Here is a 24,115-nt window from a genome sequence, read left to right as displayed (position 1 = left end):
GCCGACATGTCCGCAATTTGCAACCTCAGGAGAGGTTGCTGCGCGGATTGTAGGTATGGCGATCGCGCCACTTGGTCATCAGCGCCTCGAGCTCGGCGTCGTTGCCGTCGGGCAGCACGATCCGGGTGGTGACGAACAGATCGCCGGCCGAGCCATCGCTCTTGGGCAAGCCCTTGCCCTTGAGCCGGAAGGTCCGGCCGCTGGACGTGTTCTTCGGGATCGACAGCTCGACCGCGCTGCCGAGCGTCGGCGCCCTCACCTTGGCGCCCAGGACCGCCTCGTAAAGCGTGATCGGCAGATCGAGCCTGAGGTCGCTGCCCTCGACCTTGAAGAACGGATGCGGCGCGATCTGGATGGTGATCAGGAGATCACCCGGCCGGTGTCCGGGCGCGCTCTCGCCCTGCCCCTTCAGCCTAATCTGCTGGCCGGCGGTGACGCCGGCGGGGACCTTGACGTTGAGCTCCTTGCCCGACGGCAGCCGCACGCGCTTCTCGCCGCCCTTGACGGACTCCTCGAGCGAGACCGACATCGCAACCTTCAGATCGAGATCGAGGCCGACACCGCCGGCGTCGAACTCGAACGGGCTGCCCCCGCCGCGCGCGCCGCGCTGGGCGCCGCCGAACATGCTGTTCAGAATGTCCTCGAAACCGCCGCCGCCGAAGCCGCCGCCCGGCCCGCCGCCACTGCGGAAGGTATAGTTCTCGAAGCCGCCCCCTGGACCGCCGCGCCCGGCGCCGCCACCAGGAAAGCCCTGGAAGCGCGGCTTGCCGTCAGCATCGATCTCGCCGCGATCGAACTGCTTGCGCTTCTCCTCGTCGCCCAGGATCTCGTTGGCAGAACTGATCTCGGCAAACCTTGCCGATGCCTTCGGATCATCCTTGTTGCTGTCGGGGTGGTGCTTCTTGGCGAGCTTGCGATAGGCGCTCTTGATGGCCGCAGCGCTGGCGCTTCGCGGCACCCCCAAGACCTCATAGGGGTCGCGCATCCGTCACGTCTCCTTACAGAAAGTCAGATACTAACCTATGGGCTCCCCGCCCGCTTTGCATTTCATCTGGGGAGTCCGTTGTATTTTTGCAACGGGTTTCAGACGATCCCAGCTAGCTTTGCTGCCAGGGCTTGAGCGTCTGGATGTCCCATCGCCCCCGCTCGATCCGGCACGCCGAGCCCTGCAGCCAGCGCTCGGTCTTGCCGTTGACGTAGCTCGCCAGGAAATCCCGGCAGGTACGGCCGTTGTCCGCGGTGTAGGACTTGGCGATCGGCGTCACCGAGCCGCGGGCGCCGGTCTGCGGATTCTGCCAGGGCTGGCTGGAATCCTTGGTCCCCTTGGTCAGCACGTCCGACGCAGCGTTGCGGGCAAAAGCGAGATCGGCTTCGGTCGGCTCGCGCTCGGGCGGCGGGCTGATCGCGCCGGTGACCTCTGCATCGTCCATCTTGGCAAAGGCCGTTTCAGGGTGCGACAGGCTGCAGCCGCTGCCGGACAAGCCGATTAGAATGAGTGTCAAAGCGGTGCCGGCATGACCGATCGCGGATAGGCCAAGCCGGACCGATGCCCTATATAGGGCCGGACCAGAATGGACTTGCACGCGCCTGGCCGCGGGTGAACGCAAAACTCGGACTCCCCATACACATGACCGACCCCACGAGCATCAAACACCAGACAACCTTAACATCCGGTACATCGGCCGATTTTACCCAGGCCGGCGAGCCGTTTGCGCTGTTTGCGGCGTGGTTTGCCGAAGCCGGCAAGAGCGAGCCCAACGATCCGAATGCGATGGCGCTGGCAACGGTCGACGACAGTGGGTTGCCTGACGTGCGCATGGTGCTGATGAAGGGCTATGACGCGGACGGCTTCGTCTTCTACAGCCACAAGGCCAGCCAGAAGGGCCGCGAGCTCGCCGCCAATCCGAAGGCCGCGCTGCTGTTTCACTGGAAGTCGCTGCGCCGCCAGGTCCGCATCCGCGGCCTCGTGACGCCGGTGACCGACGAAGAGGCCGACGCCTATTTCGCGACCCGGCCGAAGCAGGCGCAGCTCGGCGCCTGGGCCAGCAAGCAGTCGCAGCCGCTGGAAAGCCGCTTCGCGTTCGAGCAGGCGATCGCCAAGGTCGCCGCGCAATACATCATCGGCGACGTGCCGCGCCCGCCAGGATGGAGCGGCTGGCGCATCACGCCCGTCAGCATGGAGTTCTGGCACGACCGGCCATTCCGCCTGCACGACCGCATCGAATTCCGGCGCGAGGCTTCGGGCCAGCCCTGGACCAAAGTGCGGATGTATCCGTAGGGGGATCGCCGCGCGCGCTTGCGCCCGGCCTCTAGGCGTCCGACGCGCCAACGAATCGCCATCGCGCGCGTGAATCAGGCGCCGAACACACCAACCATTGTGGTAAGTTGATCCGTCCGGGATCGTGAAAGACGCAATTCATGCCGACCTCTTCCAACCAGCCACGGCGCACGATGCTGCTGACCGGCGCCAGCCGCGGCATCGGCCATGCCACCGTGATCCGCTTCTCCTCTGCCGGCTGGCGCGTCCTCACCTGCTCACGGCACCCCTTTCCCGAAGAATGCCCGTGGGGCGCCGGCCCCGAGGACCATGTCCAGGTCGACCTGTCCGATCCCGAGGACACCGTGCGCGCGATCGCCGAGATCAAACAGCGGATCGACGGCGGCGAGCTGCACGCGCTGGTCAACAACGCCGCGATCTCGCCGAAGGGCGCCGGCGGCGCCAGGCTCGGCACCGTCGACACCGACCTCGACACCTGGAATCACGTCTTCCGCGTCAACTTCTTTGCGCCGATCATGATGGCGCGCGGCCTGATCAAGGAGCTGAAGGCGGCCAGGGGCTCCGTCGTCAACGTCACCTCGATCGCGGGCTCGCGCGTGCATCCCTTCGCCGGCGCGGCCTACGCGACCTCCAAGGCGGCGCTGGCCGCCCTGACCCGCGAGATGGCGTCGGATTTCGGCCGGGTCGGCGTCCGCGTCAACTCGATCGCCCCCGGCGAGATCGACACCTCGATCCTGTCGCCGGGCACCGAGAAGATCGTCCAGGAGCAGATCCCGATGCAGCGCCTCGGCACCCCCGACGAGGTCGCCAAGATCATCTATGTGCTGTGCTCGGAGACCAGCTCCTACGTGAACGGTGCCGAGATCCACATCAACGGCGGTCAGCACGTCTGAGGCAATCGACGCAGAGACGCTTGCCCGTCTTCGATTTGGTTCATAGCGGCGATTTGGTTCATAGCGGCTTGCCACGTTCGGCAAGTTCTGGATGACCGGGCGAAGGCGTGATTAACGCCATCTCCGAAGATCGCTACGGAACCTACCGACCACCACAAACAAGACAGCGCTCCCGGAGGGAACGCTGTTCATGGGATGGGATCGGCGCACCGAATTTCCGATCATTGGCAGCGCGGGCGGCATTGCCTGAATACCGCCCGGTCGAGAACGGTCGTTCAGCCTTCGCACACCAAACCGCGCAGAATCTGCGCGGCGCGCCAGCGCAGGCGGTCGGACTCGACGTTGAGAGCGCTGGAGCAATCATCATCGCGCTCGTCGTCCTCGAGTTCGGCGCCGCAGTAGCGGCAGGTACGCGGCGACAACGCCACGACAATGTCGGCGCGGCTGCGCTGATAGCTGGCAAGATCGATCACGTTGTTCGATGCCATTATGCGTTTCTCAACCATTGCCGCCGCCTCTTGGATAAGGCGCGATGAACGCGCCCTCGAGCTCTGCCTTGCATGCCACGCGCCGAGGCGCTCGTTGTTTGTCATGCTGGTGCAGATTTATCGCAGAGAAGTTTCGATCAAACGTTCAGCGTTCCCATCAAATTTTACCTGAGGAATTGGGGCGGCTTTGCAGCGGCATTGCAGCCGGCCTAACAAGTATTTCCTATTATGTGTTGCATCTCACCGCTTGTGTCACCTTAAGTGCATAGCGACGGACAGCATGACGATCGATCAATGACATGTCTACGCCGCTGCTAACAACAGGGCGCGAATGAGGCATCGCCTGGAATGACGGCACAATGCCGCAGGCCTCGCGCAGATTCGTCCCTCTCGCGTAGAGCCTGGATTTTCAGGCCAGCGGCACTACAGCCACTTCTTCAATTTGAAGATGTAGTACGGCACGATCGCACAGATCAGCATCAGCACCAGCGCCATCGGATAGCCGTGCACCCATTCGAGCTCCGGCATCATCTTGAAGTTCATGCCGTAGATCGATGCGATCAAGGTCGGCGGCATCAGCACCACCGCCATCACCGAGAACAGCTTGATGATGTTGTTCTGCTCGAGGTTGACGACGCCTAACATCGCATCCAGCACGAAGGTGATCTTGCTCGCGAGGTAGGACGCGTGGTCGGTCAGCGAGGCGACGTCGCGCTGCATGGTCTTGAGCTGCTCGCGCATGTCCTTCGACCACTTCACGCCCTCGACCACCGCAGACAGGAAGGTGACGAGGCGGCCGATCGACACCAGGCTCTCACGTACCTTCGAGGTCAGGTCGCCCTTGCGGCCGATCGCGATCAGGATCTGCGAATATTGCTTGGCATGGCCGTGACGCTCATTGTTAGGCTCGAAGATCTCGTGGCTGACCTGGTCGATATCAGCCCCGACCTTCTCGAGAATGTCGGCGCAGCGGTCGATCACGGCATCGAGCAACTCCATCAGCACCATCTCGCCGGTGATCCCGGGCGCACAGTTGCGGGCGAGCTTGGCCTCCACCACGGCGAACGGGCGCGGCTGGTCGTAGCGCACCGTCACGAGACGGTGGCCAGCCAGGATGAAGGTGACGGCCGTGGTCCTGGGCATATCGGAATCCGAGTGACACATCAGCGTGGCCGTCATGTAACGGGCTCCGTTCTCGATGTAGAGACGGCTGGAGATCTCGATCTCCTGCATGTCCTCGCGGGTCGGTACCGCAATCCCGGCCAGCTTTTCGACGGCCCGATCCTCGGCATTGCTCGGGTTGACCAGGTCGACCCACACCGCATTCTCGGGCAGAGCCGCGGGATCGGTGACCGCCACCTTCTTCAGCGCGGCTTCCGACGGGACGAACACCGAGAACATGGACAAACTCCGAATCGCGAAACGTGAATTTCGGGGACTTAGCGGTGGGATGCTGCTGCCTTGTGACGCAGCTTGCGGGCCCGGTCCATGGACTTTTCAGGCCCATGCTCCGCGGCCTCTCGCGCAGCGCCCAGGGGGGCATGACCGTGCCATTCGGAGCACAGCTGTGGATGACTGCCCGCAACTTTGCGGCAAAAAAGCAACAATCGCGGCGCTGCAGCGTGACCTGTGCGTGTAGCGGCTGGAATTGAGAACGATTTTGACGATAATGGGACATGTGGAATCGCGCTGCAGTGGCGCGGCCGTGTCATTGCAACGTCAGCTGTCGATTGGAATTGGTGACATGTCGCTGAAGGTGAAACTCGGACTCCTGGCCGCCGGCCTGATGCTGTCGGGCTGCATGCAGGCCACGACGTACGAGGCGACCAACACCCAGGCCTTCAAGCCGAAGGACAAGGAGCTTCTCGCGAAGATCCGCTACACCAACACGCCGGTGGCAGAGCCCTATCGGCGCGCGATCGTCGACTATCACCGCAAGGAAGCCCCGGGCTCCATCGTGGTCGATTCCGACAGCCACTACCTCTATTACGTGCTCGATGGCGGCAAGGCGATTCGCTACGGCATCACCGTCGGCGAAGAGGCGATGGCGTGGTCGGGCATCGCCAAGGTCGGGGCCATGACCGAATGGCCGGCCTGGCATCCGACCAAGAGCGAGATCGAGCGCCTGGGCGTCCCGACCTACGTTGCGGCCGGTCCGGACAATCCGATGGGCTCGCGCGCGATGTATCTCTATGCCAACGGCAAGGACACGCTGTTCCGCATCCACGGCACCAACCAGCCGGAATATATCGGTGCTTCGATCTCCTCGGGCTGCATCCGCCTGACGAACGAGGATGCGATCGATCTCTATAACCGGGTGAAGGTCGGCACCATCGTCGTGGTGCTGGATCCGAAGAAGGGTGATTCGCCCTACAAGCCGCAGATGGCGCTGCAGGGCGGCGGCACCTACGCTGCGATGCAGTGAGCCTCGGCTGCGGCGGACGAAATTCAAAAGCCGAGAAACGCGTTTAGCATCCTTCTTTGAGAGCGCCGGGCAACCGGCGCTCTTTTGTTTTGGGCGCTAGAGCGCGATGCCTCTTGGTTGAATCGACTTAACCGCAGGCTCGCTTCACCTCTCCCGCTTGCGGGGGAGGTCGGCGCGAAGCGCCGGGTGGGGGCTCTCTCCGCTCGGGCAGCCTCAATCGCGGCAACACCCCCACCCCAGCCCTCCCCCGCAAACGGGAGAGGGAGCGCACCTTCGTTCGCAGCTAGCAACCAGACCTCGTCTCATCACGCGCTAGAACAATCCACGGAACGGATCCCAGCTTCGGCGACTGTGATGGCGCTTCCGCGACGCCGGCTTCGAGGGCAAGGCTCGCTCCCCATTCTGGCTCGTCTGCGCGCGCTGGTCGCGCCCGGCTGCATCGCGGGTTTTGTCCGACGCTGCGGATGGACCGCCTGCCGGCGGCTTGGCGGTCGAGGATCGCGCCTCTGGCGCAGCGGCTCCGACCTTTTGCTGCTCGGGCGCCGGCTTTGACGCCGTGCGCCGATTGCGGGCCGAATCAGCTGGTTTTTGCGCGGGAGAGCGCTCTTCCACGGCGGACCGTTCGGTCCCCTCGTCAGCTGACGGAGCGGTGCCGTCCGCTGCGGTAGACGTTCCGGCCTCCATCTCCGCCGAGACGCCGCGACTGGTGCCGTTGCGCTCGGCCGGGGTGCTCGCGGTCTTCCTGGAGCGTTCAGTGCCGGCCTGTTCGGTCTCGCGCGGCGGCGCATCGTCAGGCCGGGCGGCCGGCATCAAGGGCGCGACCTTCGGCAGCGGGTCGAGCACGTCCCATTGGCAGATCCGGTAATTGTTCCGCCGCTCCATCAGGTCGAGATGGATGTGATCCTCGTGGTACCAGTCGGAGTCGGGGCCGAGCACGGTGGAGAAATGGGTGCACACCGCGTGCAGCACCCCCTCGCGCAAATCGCGCGGCTGGGTGCGGTCGGTGAGATCGATCATGCGGCCGTCGGCCAGCCTGAAGCCGTGGACGTCCAGCGCATTGGCACGGCCGTGCTCCGATAGCTGCGCGCCGCTGACATTGTTGCGGCCGCGGCACTGATATGAATCGAAATTGTCGAGCGCGGTGACCGCGCTGCCGAGCCGTTCGGCCAGCGGCGCCACATCGTTGCGCACCCAATTGACGACCGCAGTCGCCATCGGACAACGCATGGTCGCCGCGGGCGTCAGCGCCACCCTGCGCTTGTCAGGCAGCACCACCGCCTCCAGCCGCACCAGATCCTCGCCGCCGCAGCCGCCAGGACCCTTGATCGGCGGAATCGACGGCGCGATCGCGACCTCTTCGGTCAGGGCCAGCCTGCAAGCCGAAGGCGGCGGCGGGGCTTTGGCATCCACCTTTGGACCGGTGCTGGCCTCGTCGCGCGGAGCGGCATCCTCGCCCTTGGCCGCCTCCCGCGCCGGCGCGTCGGCCGGCCGCGGCTGCGGAAGCGGCACCTTGGCAACGCCATCGGCCAGCTTCGCAGCGGGCTCAGAGGCGGCGGGCGGGCTGCCGTGCGCTGATTTCGCGGCCGCCGCCGGCGCCGCCATGAGCCAGCTCAATGCGATCGCCACGGCCACAGCGCTAACCATCACGCCCGGCGCGACGTCGTGGCCATCACAAGTCCATTTGCGTCGGATGCGGCACGCGCTAAAATTGACCAAAGAGACCAAAAGACCCTCGCTGCAAGCGAATACCGGAGGAACGACCTGATGCTTGGTTTGATGCAAGACTGGCCCCTGCTTTGTCACCGGATCATCGAGCATGCGGCGACAATCCACGGCTCCCAGGAGGTCGTGACCCGCTCGGTCGAAGGCCCCATCGTTCGCACCACCTATCGGCAAATCCACGACCGCGCTCTCAAGGTCTCGCAGAAGCTGACGCGCGACGGCATCAAGCTGGGCGACCGCGTCGCCACCATCGCCTGGAATACCGGCCGTCATCTCGAGGTCTGGTACGGCATCATGGGAATCGGCGCGATCTGCCACACGGTCAATCCGCGCCTGTTTCCCGAGCAGATCGGCTGGATCATCAACCATGCCCAGGACCGCATCGTCATCACCGATCTGACGTTCGTGCCGATCCTCGAGAAGCTCGCCGACAAGCTGCCGAGCGTCGAGCGCTACATCGTGCTGACCGACGCCGCACACATGCCGCAGACGACGCTCAAGAACGCCGTCGCCTACGAATCGTGGATCGGCGAGGCCGACGGCGATTTCGCCTGGGGGACCTTCGACGAGAACACCGCAGCCGCGATGTGCTACACGTCCGGCACCACGGGCGATCCGAAAGGTGTGCTGTATTCGCATCGGTCCAACGTGCTGCATGCGTTGATGGCCAATAGCCGGGATTCACTCGGTACGTCCGCAGCAGACACAATGCTTCCGGTGGTTCCGCTGTTCCATGCCAACAGCTGGGGCATTGCCTTCTCCGCTCCCTCGATGGGCACCAAGCTGGTGATGCCCGGCCCCAAGCTCGACGGCGCGTCCGTCTACGAGCTGCTCGACACCGAGAAGGTGACCTACACCGCCGGCGTGCCGACGGTGTGGCTGATGCTGCTGCAGCACATGCAGGCGCATAACCTCAAGCTGCCGCATCTGAAGATGGTGGTGTGCGGCGGCTCGGCGATGCCGCGCTCGATGATCCAGGCCTTCCTCGACATGGGCATCGGCGTGCGTCACGCCTGGGGCATGACCGAGATGAGCCCGATCGGCACGCTCGCCACCCTGAAGCCGCCATTCCTCGGCGCCGACGGCGACGCCAAGCTCGACGTGCTGCAGACGCAGGGCTTCCCTCCGTTCGGGGTCGAGATGAAGATCACCGACGATGCCGGCACCGAGCTGCCGTGGGACGGCAAGACCTTCGGCCGGCTCAAGGTGTCCGGTCCCGCGGTGTCGAAGGCCTACTACAAGGTCGACAGCAACATCCTCGACGAGGAAGGCTTCTTCGACACCGGCGACGTCGCCACCGTCGATGAACATGGCTACATGCGCATCACCGACCGCTCCAAGGACGTCATCAAGTCCGGCGGCGAATGGATCTCCTCGATCGACCTGGAGAATCTCGCGGTCGGCCATCCCGCCGTCGCCGAGGCTGCCGTCATCGGCGTCTATCATCCGAAATGGGATGAGCGCCCGCTGCTGATCGTGCAGTTGAAGCCCGGCCAGACGACGACGCGCGAGGACATCCTGAAATACATGGAAGGCAGGATCGCCAAATGGTGGATGCCCGATGACGTCGCCTTCGTCGACGGCATTCCGCACACGGCAACCGGCAAGATCCTGAAGACCGCGCTGCGCGACCAGTTCAAGAGCTATCGCTTCCCCAACGCCGCGGCCTGAGCAGGCCACGTCCAACGGCGCATCATTACGAGCGGCCTCTCCATCACCGGGGAGGCCGTTCTGCATTGCAGCCGGCATACAGCGTTGACGTGGCGCAAGGCTCGACGAGATCCAATCGCTACAATGTCGCGATGAACACGACAGGACCACGGACCGCGCGCACGACATGGCGCGACGTGCCGTCGACGGTGCTGACGCTCGGGCTGGTGTCGCTCCTGATGGACATCTCCTCGGAGCTGATCCACGCGCTGCTGCCGATCTTCCTCGCGACCGTGGTCGGCGCTTCTACGGTGACCATCGGCCTGATCGAAGGCGTGGCCGAGGCCACCGCGGCGGTGACGAAGGTGTTCTCCGGCGCTCTGTCGGACCGGATCGGCAAGCGCAAGCTTCTGGTCGGAATCGGCTATGGGCTGGCGGCACTGACCAAGCCGGTGTTTCCGCTCGCCAGCACGTCGTGGCAGATCCTCGCCGCGCGCTTCGTCGACCGCATCGGCAAGGGCATCCGCGAGGCGCCGCGCGACGCGCTGATCGCCGACGTGACGCCGGAAGGCATCCGCGGCGCGAGCTACGGCCTGCGCCAGGCGCTCGACACGGTCGGCGCCTTTGCCGGCCCCCTCCTCGCCGTGGCACTGATGGCGCTCTACGCCAACGACTTCCGCGCGGTGTTCTGGTGGTCGGCACTGCCGGCCGCGCTCGCCGTGCTGCTGATCCTGTTCGGCCTGCGCGAACCGGTGGAGACCGCGCCTGTGCCGCGCCGCGATTGGCCGATCCATGCGCGCGAGCTGCGCCGGCTACCACGCGCCTATTGGATCGTGGTCGCCATCGGCGCGGTATTCGCGCTGGCCCGCTTCAGCGAGGCGTTCCTGGTGCTCAAGGCGCAGGCCGACGGCCTTCCCCTATTCCTGATCCCGCTGGTCTACGTGCTGATGAACCTGGTCTATGCCGGCGTGGCCATGCCGGCCGGAATCCTTTCCGACCATATCGGCCGCAGCAACGTGCTGACCTGTGGCCTCGTCGTGCTGACAGCCGCCGACCTGACGCTGGCATTCCTGCCCGGCCTGATCGGCACCGCGATCGGCGTCGCGCTTTGGGGCCTCTATCTTGGACTGTCGCAGGGGCTGCTCTCGGCGATGGTCGCCGATACCGCCCCACCGGACTTGCGCGGCACCGCCTTCGGACTTTTCAACCTCGTCACCGGCGGTGCGCTGCTCGTCGCGAGCCTGCTGGCGGGCTGGCTGTGGCACGCCTATGGGCCGCAGGCGACGTTCACGACCGGCGCAGCATTCTCCATCGCGACCGTCCTGTTGATGCTGACGGCCTTGCGTATCCGCCCCAGCGAAAGCACCTGAGACGGTGTCCGGATCATCCGCCCTCTCCGGACCAGACGCCTCTTGAATTTACCCCATCCGCGTGGTCTCACACGGATGACCCGGCCGCCCGGCGCAATGCAGGCAGCGGCCCAACCCGGCAGTTCCTGACACGATGGCACGCAGGTTTCACGCCCCCTATCTGTCGGAGCCGATCTCCAGCCTCGCGACCTGGACCCGCAATCTGGCGGTGTTCTCGGTCGTCGCCGTGCTGGTCTCGATCCTGATCCTGCGCTTCGATTTTCTGGAGATGAAGCCGGCGCTGGCGACGTTCTTCGGCGCGCTGGGGCTTGCCGCGCTGTCGATCCTGCTCGGACTTGCCGCCTTCGTCGCGATCTGGCGCAACGGCAGCCGCGGCATGAGCCGGATTCTGCTCGCCTTCATGATCGACGCCGTGGTGCTGGCCTATCCGGCCTACCTCGCGCTCCAGTACCGCAAGCTGCCGAAGATCTACGACATCACCACCGACCCGATCGATCCGCCGCGCTTCGAGGCTTTGGCGCCGCTCCGCAACGGCGACGGTACCAACACGGCCGTCTATGCCGGGCTGTATTCAGCCGAGCAGCAGCAGAAATTCTATCCGGACATCGAGCCGGTGCAGATCGAGCTGCCGCCCGATCGCGCCTACGCGATCGCCCTGAAGCTGGTCAACCGGCGCAAATGGTTCGTGGTCGACGAGCGCGCGCCGCAGCCGCCGCGCCGCGTCGGCCGCATCGAGGCGGTCGCACGCACACCGATCATGGGCTTCCGCGAGGACATCTCGATCCGCATCCAGCCCGACGGCGAGGATTCCCGCGTCGACGTCCGCTCCGCCTCGCGCTATTTCGAGTCCGATATCGGCAGCAACGCCGCGCGCGTGACCAAGCTGATCGAGGACCTGTCCAACGCCGGCGAGGCCGAGGCGCAGAAGCCGGTGAAGAAGGTCACGCCGCCGCCGGTGGCGGCGAAGGGGAATGCGAAGACGGTGAAGAAGTGAGCGGGGCGAATGGCGAATAGGGAGTAGCGAATAGGGAATGAAGTCTTCCCGGCTCGCACTCTTCCCCTACTCGCTATTCCCTATTCCCTATTCGCTACACCAGCCGATACGTCCCGCCGATCACCGGATCGCCCTCCGTTGCGACGATGCCGCGGGCGACGAGGTCTTCCAGATGGGCGAGAACGGAGTAGCCCGCCGCCGTGGTGAGCCGCGGGTCGATGCCGATGTAGATCGCGCGCACCATCGTCGGGATGTCAGCCTCGCCCTTGGCGAGACGATGCAGGATCGAGGCTTCGCGCGCCTGGCGATGGCGCATCAGGAAGCGCGTGTAGCGTGGTCCCTCCAGAATTTCCGGGCCGTGGCCTGAGAAATACAGCTCCTCAGGTCGCGCGGCGAGCCGCTCCAGCGAGGCCATGTAGTCGACCATCGCGCCGTCGGGCGGCGCCACGATCGAGGTCGCCCAACCCATCACGTGATCGCCGACGAAAGTGGTGCCGCGCTCGCCCCAGGCGAAGGCGAGATGGTTGGCGGTATGGCCGGGCGTCGCCACGGCTTCGAGCTGCCAGCCCTGCCCTTCGATCACGTCGCCGTCAGCAACGGTGACATCCGGCGCAAAGTCGCGGTCGACGCCGGATTCCGGATTGTGCTTCTCGCTCTCGTAGCGCGGCCGCGAGGCGCGATGCGGGCCCTCCGCATAGACGGTGGCGCCGGTCGCGGCCTTCAGCCGGCCGGTGTTCGGCGAGTGATCGCGATGGGTGTGCGTCACCAGAATGTGCGTCACCGTCTCGCCTCTGATGGCATCGAGCAGCGCCTGCGCATGGGCCTCGTTGTCCGGGCCGGGATCGATGATCGCGACGTTGCCGGTGCCCACGATGTAGCTGACCGTGCCGGTGAAGGTGAACGGACTCGGATTGTTGCAGAGGACGCGGCGAATGCCGGGGCGCACCTCTTCGACGACGCCCGCGGGAAGCGGGAAATGACGGTTGAACGGGACGTCTTCCTCGGCCATCGCTTGCCTCATCTTTCGACGGGCACTTGATGACCCGTTTCTCGGACGTCATGCCCCGCGCAGGCGGGGCATTCGGTACGCCGCACCATCTCGACTGATCCTGTTGTTTCCGAGTACCGGATCGTCCGCTGGAGCCTGTCCTCAAGCTCGCCAAAGGCGAGACCCGGGGCGGACGATGACGTTGGGGACTCCTGCAGAGCCCCCGCAACGACGAAGACTAGAAGAACGCCTGGATGCCGGTGATGGCGCGGCCCAGGATCAGCGCATGAACGTCATGCGTGCCCTCGTAGGTATTGACCGTCTCGAGGTTGGCAGCGTGGCGCATCACCTGATACTCGATCGAAATGCCGTTGCCGCCGTGCATGTCGCGCGCGACGCGGGCGATGTCGAGCGCCTTGCCGCAATTGTTGCGCTTGACGATCGAGATCATCTCCGGAGCCATCTTGCCCTCGTCCATCAGGCGGCCGACGCGCAAGCTCGCCTGCAGGCCAAGCGCGATCTCCGTCTCCATGTCCGCGAGCTTCTTCTGCACCAGCTGGGTGGCGGCGAGCGGCTTGCCGAACTGCTTGCGGTCCAGCGTGTACTGGCGGGCGCGGTGCATGCAGTCCTCGGCGGCGCCGAGCACGCCCCAGGAGATGCCGTAGCGGGCGCGGTTGAGGCAGCCGAACGGCCCCTTGAGACCGGACACGTTGGGCAGCAGCGCGCTCTCCGGCACCACCACGCCGTCCATCACGACCTCGCCGGTGATCGAGGCGCGCAAGGAGAGCTTGCCGCCGATCTTCGGCGCCGACAGGCCCTTCATGCCCTTCTCGAGGATGAAGCCGCGGATCTGGTTGTCATGCGCGGCCGACTTGGCCCACACCACGAACACGTCGGCGATCGGCGCGTTCGAGATCCACATCTTGCTGCCGGTCAGGCGGTAGCCGTCGGCGACCTTCTCGGCGCGGGTCTTCATGCCGGCCGGATCGGAGCCGGCATCCGGCTCGGTGAGGCCGAAGCAGCCGACCCATTCGCCGCTGGCGAGCTTCGGCAGATACTTCTTGCGCTGGCTCTCGTCGCCATAGGCGTAGATCGGATACATCACCAGCGAGGACTGCACCGAGTTCATCGAGCGATAGCCGGAATCGACCCGCTCGATCTCGCGCGCCACGAGGCCATAGGCGACGTAGCTCGCATTGGCGCAGCCATATTCCTCCGGCAAGGTGATGCCGATCAGGCCGAGCTCGCCCATCTCGTTGAATATCTCGCGGTCGGTTTTCTCTTCGAGATAGGCCTTGGTCACGCGCGGCAGCAGCTTGTCCTGGGCGTAGGCGCGCGCGGTGTCACGCACCATGCGCTCGTCCTCGGTCAGCTGATCGTCCAGCAGGAAGGGATCGTCCCACTGGAAGCTCGACTGGGCCGGCTTGTCCTTTGCCTGAGGGCGCGCGCTCATGAATGGTCCTTTCGCGTCTCGCTGCGCACGGGTCGCAGCAGTCTAGAGGTTAAATCCTGGAAGTTCAGCCTTCAAGCCGCTCGTTGGCGACGATCTCGATGCCGAAACCCGACAGGCCCTTGTAGTCATGCGCCGACGACGTCAGGTTCCGGATCGAGGTCACGCCGAGATCACGCAGGATCTGCGCACCGACGCCGACCTCGCGCCACTGACGATGGCGATCGGCCTCCGCGGTGTGCGGCTCTTCGACCGGCTCGACGGGAACGCCGGCCGCACCGTCGCGCAGATAGATCAGCACGCCGCGACCGGCCTGCTTGAAGTGCTGCAGCACCGCCTGGATACGCTGCGGACCTGCGATCAGATCCTTCACGATGTTGGGCTTGTGCAACCGCGTCAGCACGTTCTTGCCGTCGCCGATGCCGTTGTAGACGAACGCGGCGTGGGTGATCGGATCGAACGGCGAGCGGTAGGCGAAGCCCTGCAGCGGCCCGATCGGACTGTCGGTCGTGAAGGTCGACACCCGCTCGATCAGCTTCTCGCGCGCCTGCCGGTACGAGATCAGATCGGCGATGGTGACGTGCTTGAGATTGTGGGCCACGGCGAAACGAACGACCTGCTCGCCCTTCATCACCGTGCCGTCGTCGTTCATCAACTCGGAGATGACGCCGACCGGCGGCAGCCCCGCGAGCTTGCAGAGATCGACCGCCGCCTCGGTGTGGCCGGAGCGCAGCAGCACGCCGCCGTCACGCGCGATCAATGGGAAGATGTGGCCGGGGCGCGCGAAATCAGCGGCGCCGGCATTCGGGTTGGCGAGCGCACGACAGCAGGAAGCGCGCTCTTCGGCCGAGATGCCGGTGCCACCGTCCGGCTTGTAGTCGATCGAGACGGTGAAGGCCGTGGTGTGGTTGGAATCATTGTGCGCGACCATCGGGTCGAGCCGCAGCCGCCGCGCGTCGTCGGCCGTGATCGGCGCGCAGACGATGCCGGAGGTATGGCGAATGATGAACGCCATCTTGTCGGGCGTGCAGAGCGAGGCGGCGACGATGAGATCGCCCTCGCCCTCGCGGTCGTCGTCATCGGTCACGACGACCATCTCACCCTTGGCGAAGGCGTACAGAACTTCCTGGATCGAGTCGGCCATTGCAAGTCTCGCTGCTTTTCCGGGCTGCTTTAGCCGGGATCGCAGGCGCGCGCCAGAGCGGTGGAACCGCCGTTCGAAGGTCGCCTTCCCCCGGGAAAAGGACCTGCCCTGCGAGGACAAGCGCCCTGGTATCTGTTTAAAGTCGCCTCAAATCGAGAACAAGGGAGCCGCGCCTCATGGCCGCATTCGATTTTGCACCCCTCCTCAGCCCCGGCCTGCCCGCACCGGCCGCGCGCTGGACGGGACTCGCAAAATACAGCTTCGTCGGCGGCAACAACGACGCCGATGCCGTGCCCGTGGAGGGCTTGCGCGCGGCCGCCGACGCCGTCCTCGCCCGCGAGGGACGCGCGCTGGCCACCTACGGCCTCGCGCATGGGCCTCAAGGCTACCGGCCACTACGGGACTTCCTTGCCGCCAAGCTGACGCGGGACGCCGGCATGTCGGCGCGCGCCGACGACATCATGATCCTCTCGGGCTCGCTGCAGGGCCTAGACCTCGTCAACCAGGCGCTGCTCACGCGCGGCGACACCGTGCTGGTCGAGCAGGACAATTACCAGGGCACGCTGACGCGGCTGGCGCGACTGGGCGTCAAGGTCATCGGCATCCCGCTCGACCGCGACGGCATGCGAACGGATGCGCTGGCGACGGTGCTGGCCGATCTAAGGGATCGCGGCATCCGGCCGAAATACATCTATACCATTCCGACGGTGCAGAACCCGACCGGCACCATCATGCCGGAAAGCCGCCGGGCCGAGCTGCTATGGCTGTCGCGCGCCTATGGTGTGCCGGTGTTCGAGGACGACTGCTACGCCGACCTGATCTGGGATGGCAAACGGCCCCGCGCGATCCACGGCATGTCCGACCATGGCGGGGTGATCCATCTCGGGTCGTTCTCGAAGTCGGTCGCGCCCGCGTTGCGGGTCGGCTTCCTGGTCGCCCCTTGGGAGATCATGTCGGTGCTGCTGTCCCTCAAGACCGATGCCGGCTCGGGCGCGCTGGAACAGATGGTGCTTGCGGAATATTGCAGGCCGCATTTCGCGACCCACGTGCCGCAGCTGGTGCGGGGCCTGCGCGCCAAGCTGGACACCCTGATCGAGGCGCTCAACGCCGAGTTCGGCACCGCCGCCGAGTTCGAGGCGCCGAAGGGCGGAATCTTCCTCTGGCTCAAGCTGCCGGACCAGGTTGACGCGATGAAGCTGTCACAGGCCGCGCTCAAGCGCGGCGTGTCGATCAATCCGGGACCGGAATGGTCCACCGACGCCGCGCATGCGCGGAGCCGCCTGCGGCTGTGCTTCGCCAGCCCCTCGCATCAGGACATCCGCGAGGGCATCGCGGTGCTCGCCGACGTCTGCCGGGAGGAGTTCGGCGTGCCACTGCGCTCGTCCAATGTGGAGCGGACGCGCGCGATCGAGTGATCGCGCGCTGCTCATCGCACCGAAAATGGCGACTGGTAGGGCCGTCCGAACGGCACGCCATTGATCACCGTCTGCACCGGCTTGAGCTGCAGCTTGCCCTCGCGCTTGTTGCCGCGGGTATCGACGAAGCTGACGGGACCCTCGACCAGGTCCATGATTGCGACGTCGGCCGGCGCGCCGACCTGCAAGCTGCCGATCTTCGGCGCACGGTTGATGATCTTGGCCGGCGCCGAGGTCGCCATGCTCACCACCTGCTCCAGCGAGAGTCCCATCGCCATGAATTTCGCCATCACGTTGGGCAGGAACGGCATGCCCGGGCTATTGCCGGAGAACACGTGGATGTCGGAGGAGATGGTGTCCGGGCCGCAGCCGCCGGGGATCGCGACCTCGGCCACGGTGAAATCGAAGCTGCCGCCGCCATGGCCGACATCGAACAGCACGCCGCGCTGCTTGGCGGCGAGCGCCGCGGGCAGCAGCTTGCCGTCCTGGACGATGTTGGTGAAGGTGCCGCCCATGTTCGGCGCGCCGGAATAGGCATGGGTCAGGATGTCGCCGGGGCGCAGCAGGTCCAGGATCTGCGACATCAACTCACCGGTCTCGACGCCACCGATATGCACCATCATCCGCGCCGGCCAGCCGCACAACTCGCAGGCCTTGATGCCGCGCTTCAGCGGCTCGAGCCCATGCTTGAAGATCACGTTCTCCGACATCCGCACCTTGACGCCGAGCAGAAAGTCCGGGTTCTCGGCCAGCGCCATGGCGCAGGCATCCACCTGGGCGTTGTCGATGTTATAGAGCTCCGCGACCGGAAATGCCGACAGACCATTGTTGGCGATATGCACGAAGGCGTAGATGCGGGCGCGCGACTGGGCGGCGATGAAGCGGCGCAGCGCCGCCAGATTGTTCACCCCGGCATCGCCGGCCGAGACGACCGTCGTGGTGCCCTGGAATTGCACGAGCTCGTCCGGCGGAATCCCGATCGCCGAGCCATAGGGATAGACGTGGCTGTGGAGGTCGATGAGGCCCGGCATCACCAGCCGGCCGGCAGCGTCGATCGACCGCAGCGCACGCTCGACCGGAATGTCCGGTTCGAGGGCCTCGACCACGCCCCAGCGGATCCCGATGTCGCGCCGGCCGCGCAGGGCCTGGCTGGGATCGATGACGTCGCCGCCCTTGATGAGAAGGTCGAACTTGTCGGCCGGCCCCATCGCCGCGTGAGCCGGGCCCGACACCGCAGCCATGGCGGCCGCTCCGGAAGACAACAGGAAATGACGGCGCGACAGCGCGGACATGCTCGGCCTCCCCCACATCTTATTTGTAGTTGCCGATAGCATGCGCCTTGTCGGCGGCTCCGGCAAGACCCGCACCGGAAGATCGACGCTTCGGGCCTATCTCGCAGGTCCGACATTGCGCCGTTGACGCGGTGCATTAAGATGGACGGACGACATTCCTGCGAGACCCCATGACCTCGATCTCCCAACGCCTGCTCGCAATCCTCCTGCTCGTATCATCCTTTGCGCCGGCCGCCTCGGCGGACGATACGGCCGAGGTGGCACGTGCGTGGGGCCTGATCGGAACCTGGGCTGCTGATTGCAGTGCGCCTCCGGTCAGAGGCCGCGGCGCCATCATCTCCTACGAGATCTCGCCGGACGGCAGCCTGGTCTATCGCCGCGACCATGATCCCTCCGACGTCAATGAGGTCGCCACCGCGCGGATCGAACCCGACCAGACTCTGGTCCTCTCGATCGTCCTGTCGAGGGCGCGCCAGACGCGCGAGAATGGGATCATCAAGACGACGGACGGCGGCATCCGCTCGGTGTTCAATCGTGGCGAGGACGGCAGCTATACCATTCGCGAGGCGCGCTTCGTCGCCAACGGCAAGCCGACGCCAGCGCTCAGGAAGTGCGACTGACGCGGCAGGCTCGAGACGCAGCTCGCCCGCAAGCGTGAAGACCAAATCTGAACGTGTATTCAGCAACTTCGTGGAAGGTCCTGCGGAACGTTCTTTCACACTTCAAGTTGATCCCGCACTTTCATTCTGGAGGACAACATGAAGAAAATCGCTCTCGCGCTCGCTTCCCTTGCAGTCGTCGCTCTCGCGGCACCGTCGATCGCCAACGCCGAGACGGTGGTCATCAAGCGTGGCGGCCATCACTACCACCACGGCTGGGATCGCTCCCACGCCGAATACCGCATGCATCGTGAGTACCGGCCTCACCGCTATGTCCGGCCGCTCCACCGCCATCATGACCGCACCGTGATCATCAAGCGCGACTGATCCGCGGACTTCGACGCAGCAATGGCCCCGCAAGGGGCCATTTTCTGTGGTCCATTCACCCCGGCCCGATGGCACGGTCGTCAGCGATCCCAGTCCGGCGCAAAGGCCGGATTGACGAAGCGCTTGTCCTTCGGGAGGGACGCGATGGTGGCACGATCCTCATCATCGAGTTGAAGCTTCATCGCATCCCAGTTCGCCCGCTGACTTTCCGGGCGCGCTGCCTTGGGGATTGCCGCCACCCCATCCTGGTCCAACAGCCATTTCAGCGCGACCTGGGCGGCGCTGGCGCCATGCTTCCTGCCGATGGCCCCCAGCGTCTCGTCGGCGGCGGCGCGTCCCTGCGCCAGCGGGCAATAGGCCACCAGGGGAATTGACCGGCTCGCCATGTAAGCCATCAGCTTCGACTGATCGAGCATCACGTGATACTCGACCTGATTGCACGCCACTGGCGCCCGAATCTCCTCGACCGCCTGCTTCAGCAGCGCGACGGTGAAATTGGCGACGCCGACCGCGCGCGTGCGCCCCTCCTCCTTCAGCTTCAACAGTGTCTCCAGCGCAGCCGGCAGGTCCATTCCCTTGGCCGGCCAGTGGATGAGATAGAGGTCGACGAACTCCAGTCTGAGCTTCCTCAGACTCGTGTCGAATGCGCGACGGATCGCGTCCGGCGCGAGGTTCTCCGGCCAGACCTTGGTGGTGACGTGCAATTCGGCGCGCGGCAGATTTGTTGCCGCAAGTGCAGCACCGATCGCGTCCTCGTTGGCGTACATCTCGGCAGTATCGATGTGGCGGTACCCGAGCGCGAGCGCGCTCTCGACGGCCTCGCGGCAGACGGTGCCCTGCATGCGAAAGGTGCCGAGCCCGAGCTTGGGCAGACGAATACCCTGGGTGTCGATGGCGTTCATGAATTCTCCTGGAATCGCGCGAACCACTCGCCAGCGAACGCCGGCGGCAGCCTCGAAACATCAAGACCTTGGCGGGAAGCGCTCAGCTTGCCTTCGCTCCGCTTGGGAGTTCAAGCGAGCCGGCATCCACCTCAATCAAGATGTCGGGAGGTCGGTTCCGGCGTGCAGGCGCACGCCGAGCCTGTCTGCTCAGCGCCAGTTGCAGATGCCGCCGCTGCCGGGCCGGCACGGCCAGGTCTGGATGCGCGTATCCATCGCCTGCGCGTCCAGCGGATTGCCGCGCCGATGGACGAGCTTGGTGCGAGCGGCGCCGCGGGGCCGCTCGGCCGTCCTGGTGCCTTGAGCGCGCCGGGTGGCGACGGCGCGCGGGATGGCGGAGCGCTCGTCCGGGTCGATCGCGGAACGGACGGCGACCGCAGGTCGATCTGATTTGGCTTCGATAGGCACAGGTTCGAAATGCGCCTCGGGGCCGAGCGGCTCCGGCGACAACACGGCCTTCGACAGATCAAGCTTGAGGAAGTCACCCGGCCGATAGGCCCCCGCCACAGCATCGCTCGCCGTGAGCAACACGGCGCATGTAATCGTGCCGATAACAGCTCTCAACACCATCCCATCCTCCCGTTCCCCGCGTAACGCCACTTACGCGCCCCGCCGCGAGATCTCTGCACGCCGGCCGATGGCGAACTCGCAGCGCTGCCCGGCTGCAAGAGCCAGCTAAGAGCGCCTGACATCACGCCGCATATCATGTTCGGTGATCGACCGTTATCAGTTCGGAGAAAGCGCCCACCAACCGCCGGTCGTTCGACGCATCATAGCCAAAGTTCCGCGCTCGTCTCTGATGTAGGTCACGGCGCCGTCATTTCCAGGCCCAAAACTGCGAGTCACAGTTACCGCTGTGCACGCAAATGGGCGCTGCGAGCATCAGTCATAGCAATCCGTCGACCCGGATGCGGCATCGCAGCGCCTCTGCAGAGTCCGGGGCGATGTGCATGACGCCGGGCTTGGCCGCAAACTCGCCGTCGAAATCGAGCGGACTGGCGAAACCGCGCCACGGCTCGATGCACAGGAACGGCACGCCGCCGGGCTTCGACCAGATTCCAAGCTGACGAAAATGATCCCAAGTTAACTCAAGCGCCGGTCCTGTGGTTCCGACGAGGCGAACCGAACGGCTGGCCGGCTGATCGAGGATCACGGCATCGTCGTCGAACAGACGTTCGCTCAACGGGAGAACGCGCCCCTCGATCGGTGAGGGCTCCGGCCGCTCGCGCAGCAAACCGCCAGTCAGACGGCGGATCGGCGCCGGCTCCGGCTCTGCAAAAATCAGCCGATAGCTCTCCTTCGGCTGGCCGGGGAGCAGCGGCCAGTTGAAGGCGGGATGGCATCCGAACGAGGCGGGCAGAACCTCCGCGCCGGGGTTGGCGATCTCGACCGCCACGTCCAGCGCATCAGCGGTGATCCGGTAGCTCACCGTGAGACGGAAGGCGAACGGATAGCGCGCCCGCGTCGTCTCGTTGTCGGTCAGCTGCAACACGCATGACTCGGCCCCGGGCTCCAGCCAAGTGAATCGGAGGTCGCGGGCGAAGCCGTGCTGCGTCATCGGATAGGTCTGGCCGCGGTGGTGGAGGTGGTCATTCTTGAGTCGGCCGACGATCGGAAACAACCATGGCGCATGGCGCGGCCAGACGGCTCCGGCCTGCCAGAGCAACTCCAGGCCCCCGCCCGTCTTCAACGAGCACAGCTCGGCGCCATCAGCCTTGACCGCGGCAGTGATGCCGCCCGCGCTGATCGTGTGAAGGTCGTCGCTCATTGCCGTCACCGACGTCGCAAAAGAATCGCACGAGGTGATGCCGGATTGCGGCAGCAACGTCCAGGGGTGCGGTTCATCACCAGCGCGTAGACCACCGCCACAAGCACAGGGGACGGGAATGTCGAACACGCGACCGAAGCCGCACTCATAGGGCCCGCGCTGTGTCTGAAGGGTAGGCAACCCGCGCCAAATCTTCGTGCAGGCCGCAGCTTGCCGGCCCCGATCATTCGTGTACGAATGACCGAAACCGGCTTGATGCTGCGCCGCGTGCAGGCGCAAACTGCCGCAAATGCTTTGCCAGGAGAGAAGGATATCCCGATGGCCCATGACGCGCCGCAAGCAACCGGTCCCAGCAAGCTGGTCATCCGCAACATCGGCCTGATGCTGTCCGGCGCACTGGAACGGCCCATCCTGGATGCCGACACGATCGTCGCCGAGAACGGCAAGATCACGGGAATCGGCCGCTTCAAGGACGTCGACACCGAAGGTGCGACCACGATCGTCGATGCCCATGGCACGACGGTGGCGCCGGGCCTGATCGACAGCCACGTCCATCCCGTCGCCGGCGACTGGACGCCGCGGCAGAACCAGACCAACTGGATCGACTCCTATCTGCATGGCGGCGTCACTACGATGATCTCCGCCGGCGAGGTGCACATGCCCGGCCGTCCGCGCGACGTCGTCGGCCTGAAGGCGATGGCGATCTTCGCGCAGCGCGCGTTTTGGACGCTGCGGCCCGGCGGCGTGAAGGTGCATGCCGGCGCGCCCGTGATCGAATGCGAGATGGTCGAGGACGATTTCAAGGAGCTCGCCGCGGCCGGCGTCAAGCTGCTCGGCGAGGTCGGTCTCGGCGGCGTCAAGGATGGCCCCACCGCACGCAAGATGGTCGGCTGGGCACGCAAATACGGCATCCAGAGCACCATCCACACCGGCGGTCCGTCGATCCCCGGCTCGGGCCTGATCGACAAGGACGTGGTGCTGGAGGCCGGCACCGACGTCATCGGGCACATCAATGGCGGCCACACCGCCCTGCCCGACGACCAGATCCGCTGCATCTGCGAGGGCTGCAAGGCCGGGCTCGAGCTCGTGCACAACGGCAATGAGCGCTCGGCGCTGTTCACCTTGCGCACCGCGCGCGAGATGAACGAGCTCAACCGCGTCATCCTCGGCACCGACGCGCCGGCCGGCTCCGGCGTGCAGCCGCTCGGCATCCTGCGCATGGTGTCGCTGCTGTCCTCGCTCGGCGACGTGCCGGCCGAGATCGCGTTCTGCTTCGCCACCGGCAACACCGCGCGGATGCGCGAGCTCGACTGCGGCCTGATCGAAATCGGCCGCTCCGCCGATTTCGTCATCATGGACAAGGCGCAGCACTCGCCGGCCAAGACGCTGCTCGACAGCGTCCAGCTCGGCGACCTCCCGGGCATCGGCATGACCATCATCGACGGCATCGTCCGCACCCAGCGCAGCCGGAACACGCCGCCGGCCACGAAGATCCCGGAGATCGTGGCGAAGTAGGATCGACCGGCTTTCTCCGCCGTCATTGCGAGCGCAGCGAAGCAATCCAGGGCCGCATGTGAAGCTCTGGATTGCTTCGGCGCAAGGGCGCCTCGCAATGACGCCGTGAGTTTGATGAAGATTGCGTAGCAAGGTTGGGCAAAGGCGCGCGCGACGCGCCAGCGCCGTGTGCGACGCACCCAGCGTCTTCGTCGCAGCATGGATGGTGGGCACGACGTATTCGCTACGCGAATGCGTCTTTGCCCACCCCACACGACCTGCGCTCGTGGCGACTACCGCAGCCTGTTCAACAACCCCAGCAGCGTCTCGCGTTCCTTCGCATCGAGCGGCGCCAGTGTCTCCTTGGAGATCGCCAGCGCGAGCGGTGCGGTCTTCTCCGCGAGCTGCTGGCCGGCGCGGGTCAGGCTGACTAACAGCCTGCGACCATCCTGCGGGTCCGGGCTGGTTTCAGTGAGACCGCGCGCCGTCAGCCGATCGATCACGCCCTTGATGGTCGCGACATCCATCGCCGTGAACCGTCCGAGCTGGTTCTGAGAGCACGGTCCGGTCTCGACCAGCTTCGACAGCGCCGCCCATTGCGTCGGCGTCAGGTTGCTGCCGATATCGCGCGCGAAGATCATGGTGTGGCGCTGCCATACCTGCCGCAGGATGAAGCCGATCTGGTCGTCCAGCACATAGGCCGTCCGGGCCGGCTTTGGCGCAGCCTTCGCGGCTTGCTTGGCCTGTGGCTTCGGCGTCGTCTTGGTCGCCGCTTTTGTCGATCGCTTCAGCGGGGCGCTCTTGGCCATATCTTTCC

23 protein-coding genes are annotated in these 24,115 nt (G+C 65.5%); 10 read left to right on the top strand and 13 right to left on the bottom strand.

The window, feature by feature from the left end; translation table 11 throughout:
- Positions 1-25 precede the first annotated feature (25 nt).
- On the bottom strand, positions 26-985 hold the full coding sequence (locus QX039_RS08165; protein WP_315772904.1) for a DnaJ C-terminal domain-containing protein: 960 nt from the start codon (positions 983-985) through the stop codon (positions 26-28).
- A gap of 112 nt (positions 986-1,097) precedes the next feature.
- Positions 1,098-1,502, bottom strand: a complete 405-nt coding sequence (locus QX039_RS08160) for an RT0821/Lpp0805 family surface protein (protein WP_315740894.1) — start codon at positions 1,500-1,502, stop codon at positions 1,098-1,100.
- Between the two features lie 125 nt (positions 1,503-1,627).
- Here QX039_RS08160 and pdxH point away from each other — a divergent pair, with 125 nt between their 5' ends.
- The gene (gene pdxH, locus QX039_RS08155; protein ID WP_315740895.1) at positions 1,628-2,278 is read left to right on the top strand and encodes a pyridoxamine 5'-phosphate oxidase; all 651 of its coding nucleotides are present in this window, start codon (positions 1,628-1,630) and stop codon (positions 2,276-2,278) included.
- A 140-nt stretch (positions 2,279-2,418) separates the two neighbouring features.
- Positions 2,419-3,171 carry an SDR family oxidoreductase gene (locus QX039_RS08150; protein ID WP_315758045.1) on the top strand — a complete coding sequence of 251 codons (753 nt, stop codon included), beginning with the start codon at positions 2,419-2,421 and terminating at the stop codon, positions 3,169-3,171.
- Positions 3,172-3,446: 275 nt separating this feature from the next.
- Here the strand turns inward: QX039_RS08150 and QX039_RS08145 are convergent, their stop codons facing one another.
- Entirely contained in the window at positions 3,447-3,677 is a 231-nt protein-coding gene (locus tag QX039_RS08145; RefSeq protein ID WP_315740931.1) for a hypothetical protein, read from the bottom strand.
- Between the two features lie 405 nt (positions 3,678-4,082).
- Complete coding sequence (locus QX039_RS08140; RefSeq protein WP_315740897.1) at positions 4,083-5,060, bottom strand: magnesium transporter CorA family protein; 978 nt, start codon at positions 5,058-5,060, stop codon at positions 4,083-4,085.
- 343 nt (positions 5,061-5,403) lie between these two features.
- On the opposite strand from QX039_RS08140, the gene QX039_RS08135 reads away from it, so the two are divergent.
- A complete protein-coding gene (locus QX039_RS08135; RefSeq protein ID WP_315758048.1) occupies positions 5,404-6,084 on the top strand; it encodes a L,D-transpeptidase in 681 nt (226 codons plus the stop codon).
- A gap of 312 nt (positions 6,085-6,396) precedes the next feature.
- Here the strand turns inward: QX039_RS08135 and QX039_RS08130 are convergent, their stop codons facing one another.
- Positions 6,397-7,686: an extensin family protein gene (locus QX039_RS08130; RefSeq protein WP_409998901.1), complete on the bottom strand. Its 1,290-nt coding sequence runs from the start codon at positions 7,684-7,686 to the stop codon at positions 6,397-6,399.
- 162 nt (positions 7,687-7,848) lie between these two features.
- Here QX039_RS08130 and QX039_RS08125 point away from each other — a divergent pair, with 162 nt between their 5' ends.
- The 3 genes from QX039_RS08125 (at position 7,849) to QX039_RS08115 (ending at position 11,820) form a co-directional block, all read left to right on the top strand.
- Complete coding sequence (locus QX039_RS08125) at positions 7,849-9,477, top strand: fatty-acid--CoA ligase (protein ID WP_316219511.1); 1,629 nt, start codon at positions 7,849-7,851, stop codon at positions 9,475-9,477.
- A 131-nt stretch (positions 9,478-9,608) separates the two neighbouring features.
- Complete coding sequence (locus tag QX039_RS08120) at positions 9,609-10,826, top strand: MFS transporter (RefSeq protein WP_315774177.1); 1,218 nt, start codon at positions 9,609-9,611, stop codon at positions 10,824-10,826.
- Positions 10,827-10,959: 133 nt separating this feature from the next.
- Complete coding sequence (locus tag QX039_RS08115; RefSeq protein ID WP_315758050.1) at positions 10,960-11,820, top strand: DUF1499 domain-containing protein; 861 nt, start codon at positions 10,960-10,962, stop codon at positions 11,818-11,820.
- A 94-nt stretch (positions 11,821-11,914) separates the two neighbouring features.
- Here QX039_RS08115 and QX039_RS08110 read toward each other — a convergent pair whose 3' ends face one another.
- The 3 genes from QX039_RS08110 to ribB form a co-directional block, all read right to left on the bottom strand.
- Positions 11,915-12,829, bottom strand: a complete 915-nt coding sequence (locus QX039_RS08110; protein ID WP_315774179.1) for an MBL fold metallo-hydrolase — start codon at positions 12,827-12,829, stop codon at positions 11,915-11,917.
- 217 nt (positions 12,830-13,046) lie between these two features.
- A complete protein-coding gene (locus QX039_RS08105; RefSeq protein ID WP_315715517.1) occupies positions 13,047-14,261 on the bottom strand; it encodes an acyl-CoA dehydrogenase in 1,215 nt (404 codons plus the stop codon).
- Positions 14,262-14,325: 64 nt separating this feature from the next.
- Positions 14,326-15,402 carry a 3,4-dihydroxy-2-butanone-4-phosphate synthase gene (ribB, locus tag QX039_RS08100; RefSeq protein ID WP_315774180.1) on the bottom strand — a complete coding sequence of 359 codons (1,077 nt, stop codon included), beginning with the start codon at positions 15,400-15,402 and terminating at the stop codon, positions 14,326-14,328.
- A 176-nt stretch (positions 15,403-15,578) separates the two neighbouring features.
- Between ribB and QX039_RS08095 the strand changes: the two genes are divergently transcribed.
- On the top strand, positions 15,579-16,817 hold the full coding sequence (locus QX039_RS08095; protein ID WP_315774181.1) for a PLP-dependent aminotransferase family protein: 1,239 nt from the start codon (positions 15,579-15,581) through the stop codon (positions 16,815-16,817).
- Positions 16,818-16,828: 11 nt separating this feature from the next.
- Here QX039_RS08095 and QX039_RS08090 read toward each other — a convergent pair whose 3' ends face one another.
- Positions 16,829-18,109, bottom strand: coding sequence for an amidohydrolase/deacetylase family metallohydrolase (locus QX039_RS08090; RefSeq protein ID WP_315774182.1), 1,281 nt, complete (start codon positions 18,107-18,109; stop codon positions 16,829-16,831).
- A 170-nt stretch (positions 18,110-18,279) separates the two neighbouring features.
- Here QX039_RS08090 and QX039_RS08085 point away from each other — a divergent pair, with 170 nt between their 5' ends.
- Both QX039_RS08085 and QX039_RS08080 read left to right on the top strand, forming a co-directional pair.
- Complete coding sequence (locus tag QX039_RS08085) at positions 18,280-18,729, top strand: hypothetical protein (protein WP_315774183.1); 450 nt, start codon at positions 18,280-18,282, stop codon at positions 18,727-18,729.
- A 138-nt stretch (positions 18,730-18,867) separates the two neighbouring features.
- Positions 18,868-19,095, top strand: a complete 228-nt coding sequence (locus tag QX039_RS08080) for a hypothetical protein (RefSeq protein WP_315758055.1) — start codon at positions 18,868-18,870, stop codon at positions 19,093-19,095.
- Positions 19,096-19,175: 80 nt separating this feature from the next.
- Here QX039_RS08080 and QX039_RS08075 read toward each other — a convergent pair whose 3' ends face one another.
- From QX039_RS08075 to QX039_RS08065, 3 genes are all read right to left on the bottom strand, one after another.
- Positions 19,176-19,997: an aldo/keto reductase gene (locus QX039_RS08075; protein ID WP_315758056.1), complete on the bottom strand. Its 822-nt coding sequence runs from the start codon at positions 19,995-19,997 to the stop codon at positions 19,176-19,178.
- A 189-nt stretch (positions 19,998-20,186) separates the two neighbouring features.
- On the bottom strand, positions 20,187-20,606 hold the full coding sequence (locus tag QX039_RS08070) for a hypothetical protein (RefSeq protein WP_315740909.1): 420 nt from the start codon (positions 20,604-20,606) through the stop codon (positions 20,187-20,189).
- 316 nt (positions 20,607-20,922) lie between these two features.
- Positions 20,923-21,804, bottom strand: a complete 882-nt coding sequence (locus tag QX039_RS08065; protein ID WP_315740932.1) for an aldose 1-epimerase family protein — start codon at positions 21,802-21,804, stop codon at positions 20,923-20,925.
- Between the two features lie 318 nt (positions 21,805-22,122).
- On the opposite strand from QX039_RS08065, the gene QX039_RS08060 reads away from it, so the two are divergent.
- Positions 22,123-23,319 (top strand): amidohydrolase family protein, encoded by a 1,197-nt coding sequence (locus QX039_RS08060; RefSeq protein WP_315740910.1) that lies wholly within the window; start codon positions 22,123-22,125, stop codon positions 23,317-23,319.
- Between the two features lie 272 nt (positions 23,320-23,591).
- Here QX039_RS08060 and QX039_RS08055 read toward each other — a convergent pair whose 3' ends face one another.
- Entirely contained in the window at positions 23,592-24,107 is a 516-nt protein-coding gene (locus QX039_RS08055) for a MarR family winged helix-turn-helix transcriptional regulator (RefSeq protein ID WP_315740911.1), read from the bottom strand.
- Positions 24,108-24,115: the final 8 nt, after the last annotated feature.

This window comes from Bradyrhizobium sp. SZCCHNR1043, from assembly GCF_032489675.1.
Lineage (GTDB): Bacteria > Pseudomonadota > Alphaproteobacteria > Rhizobiales > Xanthobacteraceae > Bradyrhizobium.
This window is presented reverse-complemented; position numbering and strand designations above follow the sequence as displayed.

Excerpts from the sequence above, each read along its gene's own strand:
- QX039_RS08165 (WP_315772904.1), bottom strand. The coding sequence starts at position 985 with ATGCGCGACCCCTATGAGGTCTTGGGGGTGCCGCGAAGCGCCAGCGCT.
- pdxH (WP_315740895.1), top strand. The coding sequence starts at position 1,628 with ATGACCGACCCCACGAGCATCAAACACCAGACAACCTTAACATCCGGT.
- QX039_RS08150 (WP_315758045.1), top strand. The coding sequence starts at position 2,419 with ATGCCGACCTCTTCCAACCAGCCACGGCGCACGATGCTGCTGACCGGC.
- QX039_RS08145 (WP_315740931.1), bottom strand. The coding sequence starts at position 3,677 with ATGGTTGAGAAACGCATAATGGCATCGAACAACGTGATCGATCTTGCC.
- QX039_RS08140 (WP_315740897.1), bottom strand. The coding sequence starts at position 5,060 with ATGTTCTCGGTGTTCGTCCCGTCGGAAGCCGCGCTGAAGAAGGTGGCG.
- QX039_RS08135 (WP_315758048.1), top strand. The coding sequence starts at position 5,404 with ATGTCGCTGAAGGTGAAACTCGGACTCCTGGCCGCCGGCCTGATGCTG.
- QX039_RS08130 (WP_409998901.1), bottom strand. The coding sequence starts at position 7,686 with ATGGCGGCGCCGGCGGCGGCCGCGAAATCAGCGCACGGCAGCCCGCCC.
- QX039_RS08125 (WP_316219511.1), top strand. The coding sequence starts at position 7,849 with ATGCTTGGTTTGATGCAAGACTGGCCCCTGCTTTGTCACCGGATCATC.
- QX039_RS08120 (WP_315774177.1), top strand. The coding sequence starts at position 9,609 with ATGAACACGACAGGACCACGGACCGCGCGCACGACATGGCGCGACGTG.
- QX039_RS08115 (WP_315758050.1), top strand. The coding sequence starts at position 10,960 with ATGGCACGCAGGTTTCACGCCCCCTATCTGTCGGAGCCGATCTCCAGC.
- QX039_RS08110 (WP_315774179.1), bottom strand. The coding sequence starts at position 12,829 with ATGGCCGAGGAAGACGTCCCGTTCAACCGTCATTTCCCGCTTCCCGCG.
- QX039_RS08105 (WP_315715517.1), bottom strand. The coding sequence starts at position 14,261 with ATGAGCGCGCGCCCTCAGGCAAAGGACAAGCCGGCCCAGTCGAGCTTC.
- ribB (WP_315774180.1), bottom strand. The coding sequence starts at position 15,402 with ATGGCCGACTCGATCCAGGAAGTTCTGTACGCCTTCGCCAAGGGTGAG.
- QX039_RS08095 (WP_315774181.1), top strand. The coding sequence starts at position 15,579 with ATGGCCGCATTCGATTTTGCACCCCTCCTCAGCCCCGGCCTGCCCGCA.
- QX039_RS08090 (WP_315774182.1), bottom strand. The coding sequence starts at position 18,109 with ATGTCCGCGCTGTCGCGCCGTCATTTCCTGTTGTCTTCCGGAGCGGCC.
- QX039_RS08085 (WP_315774183.1), top strand. The coding sequence starts at position 18,280 with ATGACCTCGATCTCCCAACGCCTGCTCGCAATCCTCCTGCTCGTATCA.
- QX039_RS08080 (WP_315758055.1), top strand. The coding sequence starts at position 18,868 with ATGAAGAAAATCGCTCTCGCGCTCGCTTCCCTTGCAGTCGTCGCTCTC.
- QX039_RS08075 (WP_315758056.1), bottom strand. The coding sequence starts at position 19,997 with ATGAACGCCATCGACACCCAGGGTATTCGTCTGCCCAAGCTCGGGCTC.
- QX039_RS08070 (WP_315740909.1), bottom strand. The coding sequence starts at position 20,606 with ATGGTGTTGAGAGCTGTTATCGGCACGATTACATGCGCCGTGTTGCTC.
- QX039_RS08065 (WP_315740932.1), bottom strand. The coding sequence starts at position 21,804 with ATGAGCGACGACCTTCACACGATCAGCGCGGGCGGCATCACTGCCGCG.
- QX039_RS08060 (WP_315740910.1), top strand. The coding sequence starts at position 22,123 with ATGGCCCATGACGCGCCGCAAGCAACCGGTCCCAGCAAGCTGGTCATC.
- QX039_RS08055 (WP_315740911.1), bottom strand. The coding sequence starts at position 24,107 with ATGGCCAAGAGCGCCCCGCTGAAGCGATCGACAAAAGCGGCGACCAAG.